The following is a 16,034-nucleotide window of genomic DNA, read 5'->3' on the forward strand; positions in this document are numbered from 1 at the left end:
ATGGGAATCGAACCCACCTGGGACGGTTTTAGCGCCCCACACCGGATTTGAAGTCCGGGAGGCCCACCAGTGACCTTGGCACTTCCGCACATGGATGCATAGCTGATTTTCAGGGTGCTGTCAATCGCGCACCATCCGCCGCTTCTCTCACAGGTACGACGGTTCCGCGTCGCAGAAGAGGCTGTTGTCAAGCAGCTGGACGATGACCCTGTCGCCCGCCTTGAGGGCCGTCACCTCTTCGGGGATGACCATGATACCGTTGGCCAGGACCATCGATTTCAGGATGCCCGAGCCCTGTTCCCCCGTCGTCGCCGCCCGGTACTCTCCGTCGGCGTAAGTTACCCGCGCCCGGAAGAAGTAGCGCAGGCCCTTCTTTTTTTCCACGTCCTCCGTCAGGACGGCCGTCACGGTCCGGCGGAAGATGTTCCGGTGCCCCGTCATCTTCAGGATGGCCGGCCTCACGTACTGTTCGAAGGTGATCATGGATGAAACGGGATTGCCCGGCAGGCCGAAGACGAGGGTATTGCCCATTTTTCCGAAGGCCAGCGGTTTGCCCGGGCGCTGCGCCACCTGCCAGAACTCGATGCCGGTCCCTACTTCCTTCATGACGTCCTTGACGAAGTCGTAGTCACCCACGGAAACGCCGCCCGAGGAAAGGATGATGTCGGCCCCGAGGGCAGCTCTGAAATGGGCCAGCAGGTCGTCCCTCGTATCCTTCGCGATTCCCGCGTTCCGGGGAATGCCGCCGCACTCGACGACCTGGGAGTAGAGGGAATAGGTGTTGCTGCTGATGATCTTGCCCTGTTCCGGGTCTTCATCGAGATCGACGATCTCGTCCCCCGTGGCGAGTATGGCCACGACCGGTTTCCGGTACACATAGACGGATGAGCGGCCAACGGAGGCCATCATGCCGATCTCGGCGGGCCGGATGAGTGTCCCCCGTGGGACGACGATCTCTCCCGCCTTCACATCCTCACCCCGGTACCGGACGTGTTCTCCCAGTGGCGCCTCGGCGAAGATCCGGACGACGGAGCCGTCGCTTTCGGTATCCTCCACCTTGACCATCGTATCGGCGCCTTCCGGCAGGGCCGCTCCGGTCATGATACGGGCGGCTTCGCCGGGCCCCACGGCCTTGTCCGACGGGTGGCCGGCGGGGATGTCCTCGGTGACGGTCAGGGCCTTCGGGTTTGCCGCGGACGCGCCGGTGATATCCTCAGCGCGGAGGGCATAGCCGTCCATGGCAGAATTGGTGCGGGGAGGGATATCGCGGGGGGCGCGGACGTCTTCTCCGAGGACCCGGTCCCGCGCGTCGGTGATGGCGGTCTTTTCCAGCCCCAGGAGGGGTACTGTGTTGAGTATATGCTGTAACGCTTCCCGAACGGTTATCATCGGCATGCCGTCCCTTACGAAATGGAGCATGTGTAATATATTAATATTCTTTTGTTGTCAATATTTTACACTTGAATTAAACAGGTCGATGGGATACACATGTCACCTTTGAATGCCGGGTGTGAACGAGACAGTGGCGACATGAGCGACAGGGAAAAACAGGAACGGATCAGGGAGCTTCTGAAGGAGCGCCGGGGTATCCTCCTCGTCCATTACTACCAGCGGGGGGAGATCCAGGATATCGCCGATATCCTGGGGGATTCCCTGGCCCTGAGCATCGAGGCCGCGAAAACCGACGCCGAAGTGATCCTTTTCGCCGGTGTCCGGTTCATGGCCGAAAGCGCCGCGATCCTGTCACCGGATAAAACGGTGCTCCTCCCGTTGCTCGACGCGGGCTGTCCCCTCGCCGACACCATCACGGCCGACGAATTACGGGAGGCGAAGAAGAAATACCCCGATGCCGCCGTGGTGGCCTATGTGAATTCCTCGGCGGAAACAAAGGCCCTCAGCGATATCTGCTGCACCTCGGCGAACGCCGTGCGCATCGTGTCATCGCTGAAAGATGCAAAGCGGATCCTCTTTGTCCCCGACGGGAACCTGGCGCGTTACACGGCCCGGTTCACCGACAAGGAGATCATTCCCTGGAAGGGTTCCTGTTACGTGCACGATACCCTGACCCCGGAGGAAGTGAAGGCGGCGAAAGAGCGGCATCCCGGCGCGGTGGTGGCTGCCCATCCGGAATGCCGGCCCGCGGTGCTCGACCTGGCCGATTTCATCGGAAGCACGGGCGGTATCATCCGGTTCGCCCGTGAGACGGACGCCCGGGAGGTCATCGTCGGCACGGAACTGGGGATCATGCACCAGTTGCGAAAGGAAAACCCTGAAAAAACATTTATCCCTCTCTCCGACACAATGATCTGCCAGGACATGAAAAAGATAACCCTCGATGATGTTCTCGATTCCCTCCTCACCATGCGCCATGTCATACGTGTGCCGGAAGAGATCCGGGTGCCGGCGGGCGAAGCGCTTGAACGGATGCTGAAGGTTTCATGAACAATAAGTCCCGGCCGTGACGGTTCACGCGCGCTTCCGCGGGAGCGAGGCCGGTCGTTATTCCGAATAGTTCCGTGAGAAAGATAACCGAGAAAAAGATACCGTTTCCGGACCCGTCGCTGCGGGCCCTGATCGATGAGGTGCGCCGGGGGGCCCGGCACATCGCGGCCGGCGGCCTTCACGGCGCGGCCCGCCCGCTGATCGCGGCCCTGCTGTCCGAGGCCGTTTCGCGGCCCCTGGTGGTGGTCTGTCCGAGCCCGGATGAGGCGGCCCGGTTCCACGGCGACCTGTCATCTTTTCTTCCCGGCGGCGGTGTGCACCTGTATTCGAGCCGCGAGGCGCTCTGTCCGGAGGACGTGATCGTTCACGACCGTGAGCTCTCCGCCCGGCGGGTCGCCTGCCTGACGGCGCTGATGACCGGGTCCGCGCCGGTCTGCGTCATGTCCCTCGAAGCCCTGGCCCAGGGGGTGCCGCCTGTCCGTATCCCCGGCGATTATCTTGAAACCCTGTCCATGGGCGATTTCCTGGACCGGGACGAATTTCTGGTGAAGCTCGCCGCCGGCGGCTACCGGCGGGTCCCCCTGGTGGAAGAGCAGGGGGAGTTCAGCGTTCGCGGGTACATCATCGACATCTTTCCGCCCACGGCCGCCGTTCCCCTGCGGATGGAGTTCGTGGGGGACGAACTGGAATCCATCAGGGAGTTCGACCTTGCCTCGCAGCGGTCGCGCCGGGAGATAACGGAGTTTCTCCTGTCGCCGGCGATGGAATGCGTCGTCACCGCGGAAGACCGGGCCCGCGCCGTCGCGAACCTGCGTGCCCGCGCCCACGAGCTGGACCTCCAGCGTGCGCACCGCGACGGCCTCATCGACATGCTCGAGAAAGAGCCCGACATCCTGGTGAACCCCCATATTATTCCGCTCCTGTACGGCTCCCCTCACGGCGGCGTGACGGGCAGCGTCTTCGACTATTTCCCCCGCGGCACCGTCATCATGGCCATCGAGTCCCTCGGCATGAAAGGGGGCCTTGAAACCCTCGAGGACCGGACGGCCCGGCTCCTCTACAAGGCCGAGAAAGAGGAGAAGTTCCATCTCGACGGGAGCCGCCTCTACCTCAGTTCCCCGGAGCTGGCGGCCCGGCTGGAGGAATTTCAGCAGGTGTCGGTGGATGAGCTGTTCCCGGAAGGCGACGGGGTCATTCGATTCCATGTGGAGAAGAACGTGGGCCTTCGCCGGGACACCACGCTCCTGGAGCGGGACAGCAGCCTGCTGGCGCCCCTGGCGGAACGCTTGCGCCGGTGGCTCCGTGAGCGGAACCGCATTATCTTCCTGGCCGCCGAGGGCGAGATGCAGCGCGTCGAGTACCTCCTGCGGGGTCACAACTTCCCCGTGATACGGTCCGAGGACTCCTTTCTCACGGAACTGGAACGCCCGGAGAACGGCGGGTTCCTTATCCTCAAGACGGGTGCGCTGTCGGAAGGGTTCACCTACCCGGCTTTGAAGCTGGCCGTCGTCACCGAGGAAGAGATATTCGGCAAGAAGGTTCGCAAGCGCCGGCGCCCCCGTGCCCGCGAGGGGTACTTTCTCAAATCCTTCGGGGAGCTGAAGGAAGGGGACCACGTGGTCCACGTGGACCACGGCATCGGGACCTACCGCGGGCTGAAACGGCTCACGGCGGGCAATATCGAGAACGATTTTCTCCTCATCGAGTATCTCGGCAGTGACAAGCTCTACCTTCCCGTCGACCGCATCGACCAGATCCAGCGCTACATCGGCCCCGACGGCCATGCCCCGCTCCTTGACCGGCTGGGCGGGACCTCCTGGGAAGCGGTCAAGAAAAGGGTGAAGAAGTCGGTCCGGGAAATGGCGGAAGAGCTCGTTTCCGTCTATGCCGCCCGGGAGGTGATGGACGGGCACCGGTTTTCGCCGCCCGACCGGTACTATGAGGAGTTCTGCTCCTTCTTCGAGTTCGAGGAAACCCCCGACCAGGCGCGCGCCATCGAGGAGGTCGACCTCGACCTGGGCGAACCGAAACCGATGGACCGGCTCATCTGCGGCGATGCCGGGTTCGGCAAGACGGAGGTCGCGCTGCGCGCCTCCTTCCGGGTGGCCATGGACGGCAAGCAGGTGGCGATCCTGGTCCCCACGACGATACTGGCGGAGCAGCACTACCAGACGTTCAGAAAACGGTTCGAGAAGTACCCCGTCCGGATCGAGGTCCTCAACCGGTACCGGACGAAGAACCGGCAGAAGGAGATCGTGGAGGACATCGCCCGGGGGCGGGTGGACATCATCATCGGCACCCACCGCCTCCTCCAGAAGGACGTGGTTTTCAAGGACCTTGGCATGCTCATCATCGACGAGGAGCAGCGCTTCGGCGTGACCCACAAGGAGCGACTGAAGAAGCTCCGCGCCCTGGTCGAGGTGATGACCCTCACGGCCACGCCCATCCCCCGGACCCTCCAGCTTTCCCTGGTGGGGCTGCGCGACCTGTCCGTTATCAACACGCCGCCCCAGGAACGGCAGTCCGTGAAGGTCCAGGTCTGCGAGTTCGACGAAGATACCATTCGCGGGGCGCTCCACCGTGAGCTGGAACGCGGAGGCCAGGTGTTTTTCGTGCACGACCGGGTCCGGTCCATTTACAGCATGGCGCGCCTCGTGGAGCGGCTGGCGCCCGACGCGAAGGTTGCCGTGGCCCACGGCCAGATGAAACCCCGCGAGCTGGAAGATGTCATGGTACGCTTCATCAGGAGGGAATTTAACATCCTGGTATGCACCACCATCATCGGTTCCGGCGTGGACATGCCCTCGGTCAACACGATCGTCATCAACCGGGCGGACCGGTTCGGGCTCTCGTCCCTCTATCAGCTCAGGGGCAGGGTGGGGCGGTCCAGCGAAGAGGGGTACGCCTGTCTCCTGATACCGCCGGGCATCACCCTCTCCCGGGACGCGCGGAAGCGGCTGCGCGTCGTACAGGAATTCTCGGAGCCGGGCTCGGGGTTCAAGGTCGCCACCTACGACCTGGAGATCCGGGGGGCCGGGAACCTTCTGGGCTCGTCCCAGTCGGGCCACATATCGGCCGTCGGCTTTGAGCTGTACACGGAACTGATGGAGAAGGCGGTCCGCGACCTGCGTGGCGAGGCGGCGCCGGAAGAGGAGTTCAGCCCCGAGATACGCCTCGGGATACCCGCCTTCATTCCCGACGATTACATCGACGACATGCAGACCCGGCTCATCACCTACAAGAAGATATCGGCGGCCGGGTCCGACGACGACCTGGAAGACCTGCGCAGGGAGCTGCGTGACCGGTACGGTTTTGTCCACGGCAACCTGAAGAACCTGATGGACATCATCGGCGTCCGGAACCTGCTCAGGGAGATGCGGGTAGAAAAGATGGAATACGACGGCAAGCGGATGCTCCTGGTGTTCCACAAGACCGGGTCCATCGACCCGGCACGGATAATGGAGCTGTCACGGAAACGGTACCGGGACCTCAGGCTGACGCCGAAGGGTGAGCTTTTTGTTCCCCTGCCGGGGCTGAAGGAGGAAGACGTGATCGCCGGGGCCCGTGACCTGATAGCCGACCTTAGATCATGAGACCGGGGCAGTTCCATTTCAATGATTGAAGTATGACGGTGAATCTGATAGATTTTAACGCTTGATATCGGTCCTCGGAGCACTTTGTTGCATGGATTCGGGGACATATCCGCGGTGAGACGCGGTGTGATCATGTGGATACAGGGAGCAGGAATGAAATTTCTCAGGCCGTTTATTCTCGTATTGTTCTTTTGTTCAGTCGCCGTCGCGGCGGCACAGACCGATTTCCAGGACCGGATCGTGGCGGTGGTGAACAGCGACGTCATCACCCTCTCGGAGCTGAACGCGCAGACCGAGGAACTGGTCAGGCACATCGATACCATCCCCCCGGGGATGACCAGGGAGGCCGTGGAGGCCCAGACCCGGAAAAACGCCCTCGACCGGCTCATCAACGATTACCTGGTCGAGCAGGAGGCCCGGAAACTGGGCATGGCCGTGACGGATGCCCAGGTGGACCGTTCCATCAACGATCTTCTGGTGGAAAGGCGTATTTCCATGGAGCAGTTCAAACAGGCCCTTGCCCGGGACAGGGACACCCTGGAAGCCTACCGGGACAGTGTCAGGCAGTACCTTCTGAGGGCCCAGCTCATCAATCTGCTGATCCGGCCCAAGGTCACCATCACCGAGGAGGAGATCGGCGACTATTACCGCGCTCACCTGGACCTGTACGAGGGGAAGGAAGCCGTGCGGCTCAGTCAGATACTGCTCCTCTTTCCCCGGGATGCCGGTGAACCGGAAAAAAAGGCCGTCATCGAGAACGCCCGCGCCATCCTGGAACGCCTGAAACGGGGTGAGTCCTTTGAGCTCATGGTGAGCCTCTACTCCCAGGGGCCCGCCGCCCGTGAGGGAGGAGACCTGGGGTTCGTGGAGCGGAACATGATGTTTCCCGCCGTCGATGAGGCCGCCTTCCGGCTCGCCCGGGGGGAGGTCAGCGATGTCATCGTCTCGCCCATCGGCTGCCATATCATCGTGGTCACCGACCGGCGGGGTGCCGGGGTGAAACCCATCGACGCCGTGAGGGACGAGATCATCGCCCGGATACGCGGCACGAAGGTGGAAAGAAAATTCCAGGAATGGCTGGCGGAGGTCCGCGAAAAGGCACATGTGGACATACGGTTGTGATCCGCCGCCGTTCAGAGAGATACCGTGAAACGTGAACCATGGACTATATCAGGGTTCGGGGCGCCTCCCAGCATAACCTGAAGCATATCAACGTCGACATTCCCCGGGACCGGTTCGTCGTCATCACCGGCGTGAGCGGTTCGGGGAAATCATCGCTCGCCTTCAACACCATCTATGCCGAGGGGCAGCGGCGATACGTGGAATCCCTTTCCACGTACGCCCGCCAGTTCATCGGCCAGATGGACAAACCCGAGGTGGAGTCCATCGAGGGATTGTCGCCGGCCATCGCCATCGAACAGCGGACGGCCAGCCAGAATCCACGTTCCACAGTAGGGACCGTGACGGAGATCTATGATTATCTGCGGCTTCTCTTCGCCCGGGTCGGCCTCCCCCACTGCTACCGGTGCGGAAAGGAGATCCGGTCCCAGACCGTGGATTCCATGCTTGACCATATCCTGTCGCTCCCGGAGAAAAGCAAGGTCAACATCCTGTCCCCCATGGCGCGGGGGAAAAAGGGGGAGTACCAGAAAGAACTGAAGAAACTTCGAAAGGACGGCTTTGCCCGCGTCAGGATCGACGGGGAGATGCGCGACCTCGCCGAGGACATCGTTCTCGATAAGAACAAGCGGCACGACATCGATGTGGTCATCGACCGGCTCGTCATCAAGGACGGCATCAGGAAGCGGCTTCGCGATTCCCTGGAAACCGCCCTCGGGCTTTCGGAAGGGATGATCCGGGTGGCGGTGGCCGACGGCGAGGAGACAACCTTCAGCGAGGCCTATGCCTGCCCGGAGTGCGGCATCAGCATGCCGGAGCTGGCCCCCCGGATGTTTTCCTTCAACAGCCCCTACGGTGCCTGCCCGGAATGCGGGGGCCTGGGGACGAAGGTGTATTTCGATGAGAACCTCATCGTGCCCGACCGCGACCTTTCCATTCGGGAGGGTGCCATAGCGCCCTGGGACCGCCGGCACTCGCTCTATTTCTACCAGATGCTCGAGGCGCTTTCGAACCACTACGGCTTCGACATCAATACCCCCTTCAATCAGCTGCCGGAGCGGATCCGCGACGTCCTTCTCTACGGTTCCAACGGCGAGGAGATAGAATTCTATTTTGACCGCCGGGGTCGTCGGTTCTTCTACAAGAAGGCCTTTGAGGGCATCGTTCCCAATATCGACCGCCGCTACCGCGAGGCTGAGTCCAACGAGGCGCGGATGGAACTGATGCGCTACATGAACGTGACCGATTGCCCCGCCTGCGGGGGGGCGCGGTTGCGCAGGGAAAGCCTGTCGGTGACGGTGGGCGGGAAGAACATCCATGAAGTGTCCCAGCTTTCCATCGCCCGGTGCATGGAGTTCTTCACGAGCCTCACCCTGCCGCCGCGTGAGCGGGAGATCGCCGGGCGCGTCATGAAGGAGATCACGGAACGGCTTCAGTTCCTCCTGGATGTGGGCATGAGCTATCTTTCCATCGCCCGGTCGTCGGGCACCCTCTCCGGCGGGGAATGGCAGCGTATCAGGCTGGCGACCCAGATCGGCTCGGGCCTTGTGGGGGTCCTCTACGTCCTGGACGAACCGACCATCGGCCTCCACCCCCGTGACACCCAGCGGCTGATCACGACCCTGAAGCGGCTCCGGGACATGGGGAACACCATCCTCGTCGTCGAGCACGACGCGGAGGTCATCCGGTCCTGTGACGACATCATCGACATGGGCCCCGGCGCCGGGATGCACGGCGGAGAGGTGACCTTCCACGGGACCCCGGCGGACATCTGCACCTCCGAGGTGTCGCTGACGGGGAAGTATCTCTCGGGACGGCTTGCCATTCCCGTTCCCTCGGTCCGCCGCTCCGTGAACAACCGGTATATCGTCATCGAGGGGGCATCGCAGAACAATCTCAAAGACATCGACATCCGAATTCCCGTGGGCCTGCTGACCTGTGTGACGGGCGTGTCCGGTTCCGGCAAGAGCACCATGGTCATCGAGACGCTCTACAAGGTCCTTCGGCGGCGGTTGAACCGCCACAAGGGGAAATCGGGCGCCATTTCACGGGTGAGCGATTTCGGCGGCATCGAGCGGGTGATCGCCATGGACCAGCAGCCCATCGGGCGGACGCCCCGGTCCAACCCGGTCACCTACACGGGGGCCTTCACCCATATCCGGGACCTCTTCGCCCGCCTGCCCGAATCGAGGATGCGGGGCTATAAACCGGGACGGTTCAGCTTCAACGTGAAGGGGGGGCGCTGCGAGTCCTGTCAGGGCGACGGGCTGAAGCGCATCGAGATGCATTTCCTCCCCGATGTGTACATCACCTGCGATGTGTGCCGCGGGAAGCGTTTTAATCCCGATACGCTGGAGATCCGCTACCGGGGGAAGAACATCGCCGACGTCCTCGATATGACCGTCAACCAGGCCCTCGCGTTCTTCGAGGCCATCCCGCTTATCAGGTCAAAGCTGCAGTTGCTCTCCGATGTGGGACTGGGATATATCAGGCTCGGACAGTCGGCCACCACCCTGTCCGGCGGGGAGGCACAGAGAATAAAGCTCGCCCGCGAACTGGGAAAGCGGCAGACCCGTGACACGCTCTACATCCTCGACGAGCCCACCATCGGCCTGCACTTCGATGATATCGAAAAGCTGCTCGGCGTGCTCATGCGGCTCGTCGACATGGGGAACACGGTGGTGGTCATTGAGCACAACCTCGACGTCATCAAGAGCGCCGATTATGTCATCGACCTGGGGCCCGAAGGGGGAGAAGGCGGGGGGTACATCGTGGCGGCGGGGCCGCCCGAGCGGATCGCCGCGGTTGAAAATTCCCTGACGGGCCGGTTTCTGCAGAAGGTGCTGCGGCCCTGAGCGGTTCCGGCACAATGAAAGGAGACTAAACGGCCGCGCGGCCGTCTTTTCCGGTGCATCGAATCTCGTAAGGAGGGAATTGTCGTGAAGCAGGAAGCACATCTGGAACTCTTTCTGAATCCCCGCAGTATCGCCGTTTTCGGAAGCATGACCGAGGAGTGGTTCTTCGGCCCCGGCGTCATTATCAAGGACCTTCTCGCCTGGGATTACACGGGAACGATCTACCCCATTCACCCCGAGGCGGAAAAGGTGTACCGGCTCGATGTCCGCCATGACATCGCCGACATCGGTGAACCCATCGACCTGGCCGTTATCATCACGTCCTGCCGGCGGGTGCCGGAGCTCCTGGAAAAGTGCGGCAGGCAGGGTGTCAGGGCCGCCATTGTCGTGGCCGACGGTTTCGGTGAAACGGGGCCGGAAGGGATGCGGCGGCAGGAGGAACTGCTGCGTATCGCCCGTTCCCACGGCATGCGGCTCATTGGCCCGAATACCCTGGGCACGCTCAATACGGCCGACCGGTTCACGTCCATCCCCTATGAAAAGGGGTACGAGTACGCAAGGACAGGCCCACTTTCTATCATCACCCAGACGGGCATGTACGGGCCCCAGGCGATCGCCCTGAACGAATACGGCTTCGGCGTCAACAAGATCATCGACCTGGGCAACATGTGCGATATCGACGAGGTGGACTGTCTCGAGTACCTGGAGACGGACCCGGGCACGGAGGTCATATCCCTCTACCTGGAGCACACCCGGCGGCCGCGCGAGCTTCTCGAAACGGCACGCCGCGTCTCCCTGCGAAAACCGATCATCTGCCTGAAGGGGGGAAAGACCTCCGCCGCGGCCGAGGCCATGGCTTCTCATACGGGATCGATGGCGGCCGACGACCGCCTCTATGGGGCGCTCTTCAGCCAGAGCGGGATCATCAGGGTGGAGGAATACCGTGACCTCCTCGATCACGCGGCGCCGTTCGTCTTTCAGCCGCTGCCCGGAGGGAACCGCCTGGGCATCATCACCTTTTCCGGGGCCATCGGTATCCAGTGCGTCGATGCCGCCGAAAGTGTCGGCCTTTCCGTGGGCAGCCTGTCCGGGGAAAGCCGGGAAAAACTGCGGGCCACCCATCGCCTGCTCACGGGCCACCCCATTGACCTGGGGCCGGCCTCCGCCGTGGCCGGTCCGGAAGTGTTTTCCTTTTATGAAAAGAGTTTTGAGGTGATGATGGAGGACCAGGGGATCGACTGTGTCTACCTCAATGCCTACGTGAACGAGATCCTCAGGCCCGATTTCTACCGGAACCTTTTGACCCGGATGCGGGACAACAGCGGGAAACCAGTCACCATGTGGGCCTACGGCACCTCGGAACGCCTCATCCATGAGCTGGGGGTTCTTGCCGGGGAGCACGGCATCCCGTTCTTCTCGACCACTCAGAAGGCGATACAGGCCCTGGGAAATCTGAACCGCTACGCCCGGTGGCGGCGCGCGCGGATGGGAGAGGAATCATCCCCGGCACAATGAGAGCCTCCGGGATCAGCAGGGCCCCTCGAAAGTAATGACACGGGCCCTGATGCGCCCAACCACTTTTCCCAGGGTAAGGGTCGATGTCCAGCAGGGCCCCTGGACGAGCTTGATATGGGTGGCGTCGACGCCGACCTGTGCGAGCGTGGGGTCCACGGCGACCCACCCGCCCGCGTAGCACTCCGCCCAGCTGTGATACAGGAACCCCGCGTCCTCCATGTACAGGAGCCCCCCGGCAAGACGGGTGGGGATCCCCGCGGCCCGGGCCAGGGCGGTGAAGAGGAGCGTATGAGCCTGGCACTCGCCGCGCCTGTTTCGCAGCACCTCGAGGGCCGAGAAACTGTCCGTGGCTTCATCGGCCACTTCGTCGGACACCCAGCGTGCCAGTTTTCCTATCTTGTCGAGCGGCTCCGAGGAGTCACCGATGATCTTCTCCGCTGCCGTCCTTATCTCCGGCGCGTCACATTCCATGTGAGAGGTCGCTGCGAGATAGAGGATGCGGTCTCCTTCATCCAGTGTCTCTTCCTGATGGATGAGGGGGCCGGCGGGGTCGCGGGAAAGCCGGAAGCGGGCCGGGGCCGCGGGGTCGTCACCGGAGGCGGTCGCCTCCTGCCCCGGCCCCTGGAGGAGGGGAAGGACGCCCCCGAGCCCCTCCAGTTCGATCTCAAGGACGGTCAGCTCCCGCGGGCAGGGGATGGGCTCTTCCGTCCTGACCAGGCTGAAGTCGAGGACCATGTCCTTTTTGTTAAAGCCCGCCTCGATGAGGTATCGTCGGGCCTGCTCCTCGCTTTCCCGGCAGGTGATAAGGATGCCGCTCATGGCGAGCTCGAAGACGGCCTCGCCCCGCGTGTTGATCCAGGTCGATACCTCCTGGTCATAGAGGCCTGTTCTGATCCGGTATGAGGGCTCGACGACGAGCGCCGTGCTCTCTTCAAAGGACAGGACCGATTGCCGTACCTCCGTGAAAGACTGGGTCTGCGCGTCGAACACGTCGTATCGGTAATCGGCGCCGATCTTCAACCCCTTCATGACGGGATAGAGGTTGATGATACTGGTAGGGTAGAGCGGCGCGTCGAGCCGGTGTTCGATCGTCGTTTCCCGCCTGTCGAGGGTTCGCGTCGCCCGGAACCGTCCCTCCCGCACGCCGCCGTCGATGGTCAGTATTTTTCCGTCGATCACCTGTTCGTAGTGAAAGGAATCCAGGGTCAGGTCCGCGTGGACTATGTCCTCGCTCTTCATGAAAATGTCGCTGCCGGTCCCCAGGAAGAGGATCCTGAGCCGGGCTTCCGATGACAGGGTGTAACGTTCTCCATCGGGAAGGGGGGTGATCCTGAGATAGGTGAAACCGACCTTCTCACCGTTGAATATAAACCCCTGCCACAGTTCCCGGTAGGGGAGCCGATCGAGGCCGTCGATGCGGCAGACCTCGGCCGGCGGTTCCAGGCGGCTGAAATAGAGTGACGCGCAGGCATTACAGAAAAGGAGGCCCAGGCACAGGGCCCCGGTGATGATGTTCCGTTTCATTCCTCGTTCCCCTCACTGCCGCAACTGTAAACGGATTCACGGGAGATTTCAACGGGGAAGTCGCCCTTTTCCGTTGCACTTTTGCCGGCATATTCCTTACAATGATACTCATCAGTGAAAGGATGGGAAACATGGAAGAACAAGACCCGAGGGCTTCGATCGACGCGATAGCCGCCCTGGTCGCCGGCGCGAGCCATGTGGTGGCCTTTACGGGGGCGGGGGTCAGCACCGAGTCGGGCATACCGGATTTCCGGAGCCCCGGCGGCATCTGGGAAAAATTCAACCCCGCCGATTTCACCTTTGACAAATATTGCGTGAACCCCGAGGTGCGGAAACTGACCTGGCTGCGCTACCGCATGATGAAGCTTTCCGACATTGAACCCAACGCCGCCCATTACGCCCTGGCACAGATGGAGCGAATGGGGAAACTCGACTGTGTCATCACCCAGAACATCGACGGCCTGCATCTAAAGGCGGGGAATTCGGCGGAACGGATCATCGAACTGCACGGGACGGCCCGCCTGGTGCGCTGCCTCGACTGCGGCAAGGAATGGCCTTTTGAGGAGATAGCCGGGTGGTTCGAGCGGGGGATCGAGGACCCCCACTGTGACGAATGCGGCGGTATCCTCAAGGCCGCGACGATATCTTTCGGCCAAGCGATGCCCGTCGAGGAAATGGCGCGGGCGGAACGGCACTCCCGCGGGTGCGATCTCTTTATCGTCATCGGTTCGTCGCTGGTGGTCTATCCCGCCGCCTACATGCCCGTTTACGCCCTGGAAGGCGGGGCGCCGCTCGTCATCATCAACCGCGATGAAACGCCCATGGACCATCTAGCGGCCGTCGTCGTCCGGGAAAGCGCGGGGAAAACCATGGCCGGGGTGATGGCCCGGATAGGTCCGGACGGGGAAAGGACCGTTGCGTCTGAAGAAACCGCAGAGTGATCCCGATCACGAACAGGAGGAACGATATGGATATCATCCAGGCTGTCAGGAGCAGAAAGAGCATCAGGAAGTACAAACCGGACCCGGTGCCGCGGCATGTCATCGAGGACGTTCTCGCGGCGGCCCAGCGGGCGCCGTCGGCAATGAACACGCAGCCCTGGGAATTCGCCGTCCTTGCCGGCGAGGTGCTGGAGAGGGTGAAGGCGGGGAACGTGGCGAAACTGCGGGCGGGGGAACCGCTCTCACCGGAGCACTGGGTCGTGGGCTGGTCCATGGACAGTGTGTACCGGACCCGACAGGTAACGCTGGCGAAGGAACTGTTCCGGCTCATGGATATCCCCCGGGAGGATAAGGAAAAGAGGGCCGACTGGCTGGAGCGGGGGTTCCGTTACTTTGACGCGCCGGCGGCGATCATCGTGATGACCGACAGGACCCTCAGTGACGGGGGCCCCCTGATCGATATCGGCACCGTCTGCCAGACCATCTGCCTGGCGGCCCTGGCGCACGGGCTCGGTACCTGCATCGAGGACCAGGGCGTCATGTATCCGGCGGTCCTTCATGAGCAGGCCGGCATTCCCGCGTCGAAACGGACCCTCATGTCTATCGCGATCGGGTATCCCGACCCGGATTTTCCCGCGAACCGGATCGAGAGTACCCGCGAGCCGCTGGAAGCCGTCACAACCTGGTACGGGTTCTGAATATGCGGGGATGAGCGACCCCGATAAAATCCTTGACAAATACCCCAAGGGTGGATAGAGCTTGAGCGGTTTCGCGGTGACCGGTGGTCGCTTTATAATAAACCGGATTTACGTGATATTTGAGATTCCGGGATGCCTTCAGGCGCCGGGGTCGACAACTGTTGAAGGATGAAAGGGAGGGTGCGGTGAAAAAGTATATCCTGTTGCTGGCAGCGTTTTGTTTTGTCTGGTGCGGGGCTCCGGTGTGGGCTCAGTCGCCGGAGGTCGTGGTGGGTTCCGTAACGCCCCTGACGGGCAAGCTTTCGGTCTATGGCGAGGGATTTCAGCAGGCCATGAACCTGGCCCTCGATGAGGTCAATGCCGAAGGCGGCATCAATGGAAAACCCATGAAGATATTCTTCGAGGATAACAATTCCACGTCCAAGGGGTCCGTTTCGGCCATCCAGAAGCTCATTACGGTCAACAAGTTTCCCCTTATCTTCGGTCCCGCGGCCAGCTCGAATTTTCTGGCCGTCTGTCCCATCGCCCAGCAGAACCGGACGATCCTGATCGGCGCGGAAAGCGCGGCGGCGGATATCACGAAGTGCGGCTCTTACGTGTTCCGGGTCTTTCCCTCGGACCTCCTCCAGGGGATCGGGGTCGCCGAACTGGCCGAGTCGCTCGGATACAAGGAAGTGGTGCTGACCTATGTGAACAACGACTGGGGCGTCGGCCTGGCCGATGTGTTCAAGGAAAAATTCACTGCCAAAGGCGGCACGATCATCGATGAGTTTCCCCACGACGAGGGAAAGACCGACTACCGGAGCGAGATCCTGAGGATCAAGAAGGCCAACCCGAAGGCCGTCGTCAATCTCACCTATATCAAGGAAGGCGCCATGCTGCTCCGCCAGGCCTATGAGGCCAACGTGACCGTCCAGTGGCTGATGGGGTCCGCCTCGAAGTCTCCCAAGCTGGTGGAACTTGCCGGCGGCGCCGCGGAAGGGGTGATCGGTACCTATCCCACCTTTTCCCAGGAAACACCGGCATACCAGGCCTACAAGAGCGCCTGGGAAGCGAAGTATCCCGACAAGAAAATGCCCATCTTCGGTGAATACAACTATGATATGGTAAAGCTCACGGCCCGAGCACTGCGGCTGGCGAAGTCCATGGACCCCGACGACATTCGTGCGGCCCTCTTCGAGGCGGGCAAGGGGTATGTGGGCGTCACCGGTGACAAGACCTTTGATGAGAATGGAGACGTGGGTGCCGTGTACGGCCGCTGGACCGTAAAGGACGGTGCCATCACCGATTATAAGTAGCGAACAGGAATCTCTTGCGGAGAGGGGATCGGTGGGTCCCCTCTTTCTG

At 62.0% G+C, this 16,034-nt stretch carries 10 protein-coding genes; 8 read left to right on the forward strand and 2 right to left on the reverse strand.

The annotated features are described in order from the left end of the window. Positions 1-147: 147 nt before the first annotated feature. Positions 148-1,389, reverse strand: coding sequence for a molybdopterin molybdotransferase MoeA (locus tag JXO48_07575; GenBank protein ID MBN2283733.1), 1,242 nt, complete (start codon positions 1,387-1,389; stop codon positions 148-150). Between the two features lie 141 nt (positions 1,390-1,530). On the opposite strand from JXO48_07575, the gene nadA reads away from it, so the two are divergent. From nadA to JXO48_07600, 5 genes are all read left to right on the forward strand, one after another. Beyond that, complete coding sequence (gene nadA, locus JXO48_07580; GenBank protein ID MBN2283734.1) at positions 1,531-2,442, forward strand: quinolinate synthase NadA; 912 nt, start codon at positions 1,531-1,533, stop codon at positions 2,440-2,442. A gap of 74 nt (positions 2,443-2,516) precedes the next feature. Beyond that, a complete protein-coding gene (mfd, locus tag JXO48_07585) occupies positions 2,517-6,035 on the forward strand; it encodes a transcription-repair coupling factor (protein MBN2283735.1) in 3,519 nt (1,172 codons plus the stop codon). 153 nt (positions 6,036-6,188) lie between these two features. Continuing rightward, positions 6,189-7,157, forward strand: coding sequence for a SurA N-terminal domain-containing protein (locus JXO48_07590; protein MBN2283736.1), 969 nt, complete (start codon positions 6,189-6,191; stop codon positions 7,155-7,157). Between the two features lie 38 nt (positions 7,158-7,195). Then, entirely contained in the window at positions 7,196-10,009 is a 2,814-nt protein-coding gene (uvrA, locus tag JXO48_07595; protein ID MBN2283737.1) for an excinuclease ABC subunit UvrA, read from the forward strand. Positions 10,010-10,093: 84 nt separating this feature from the next. Beyond that, positions 10,094-11,524 carry a CoA-binding protein gene (locus JXO48_07600; protein MBN2283738.1) on the forward strand — a complete coding sequence of 477 codons (1,431 nt, stop codon included), beginning with the start codon at positions 10,094-10,096 and terminating at the stop codon, positions 11,522-11,524. Positions 11,525-11,536: 12 nt separating this feature from the next. Here the strand turns inward: JXO48_07600 and JXO48_07605 are convergent, their stop codons facing one another. Beyond that, a complete protein-coding gene (locus JXO48_07605; protein MBN2283739.1) occupies positions 11,537-13,048 on the reverse strand; it encodes a transglutaminase domain-containing protein in 1,512 nt (503 codons plus the stop codon). Positions 13,049-13,179: 131 nt separating this feature from the next. Between JXO48_07605 and JXO48_07610 the strand changes: the two genes are divergently transcribed. The 3 genes from JXO48_07610 (at position 13,180) to JXO48_07620 (ending at position 15,985) form a co-directional block, all read left to right on the forward strand. After that, a complete protein-coding gene (locus tag JXO48_07610; GenBank protein ID MBN2283740.1) occupies positions 13,180-13,989 on the forward strand; it encodes an NAD-dependent deacylase in 810 nt (269 codons plus the stop codon). Between the two features lie 26 nt (positions 13,990-14,015). After that, positions 14,016-14,687 (forward strand): nitroreductase, encoded by a 672-nt coding sequence (locus JXO48_07615; protein MBN2283741.1) that lies wholly within the window; start codon positions 14,016-14,018, stop codon positions 14,685-14,687. Between the two features lie 185 nt (positions 14,688-14,872). Beyond that, positions 14,873-15,985, forward strand: a complete 1,113-nt coding sequence (locus tag JXO48_07620) for an ABC transporter substrate-binding protein (protein MBN2283742.1) — start codon at positions 14,873-14,875, stop codon at positions 15,983-15,985. Positions 15,986-16,034: the final 49 nt, after the last annotated feature.

It is taken from the genome of Deltaproteobacteria bacterium (assembly GCA_016933965.1).
GTDB lineage: Bacteria > Desulfobacterota > Syntrophia > Syntrophales > UBA2210 > JAFGTS01.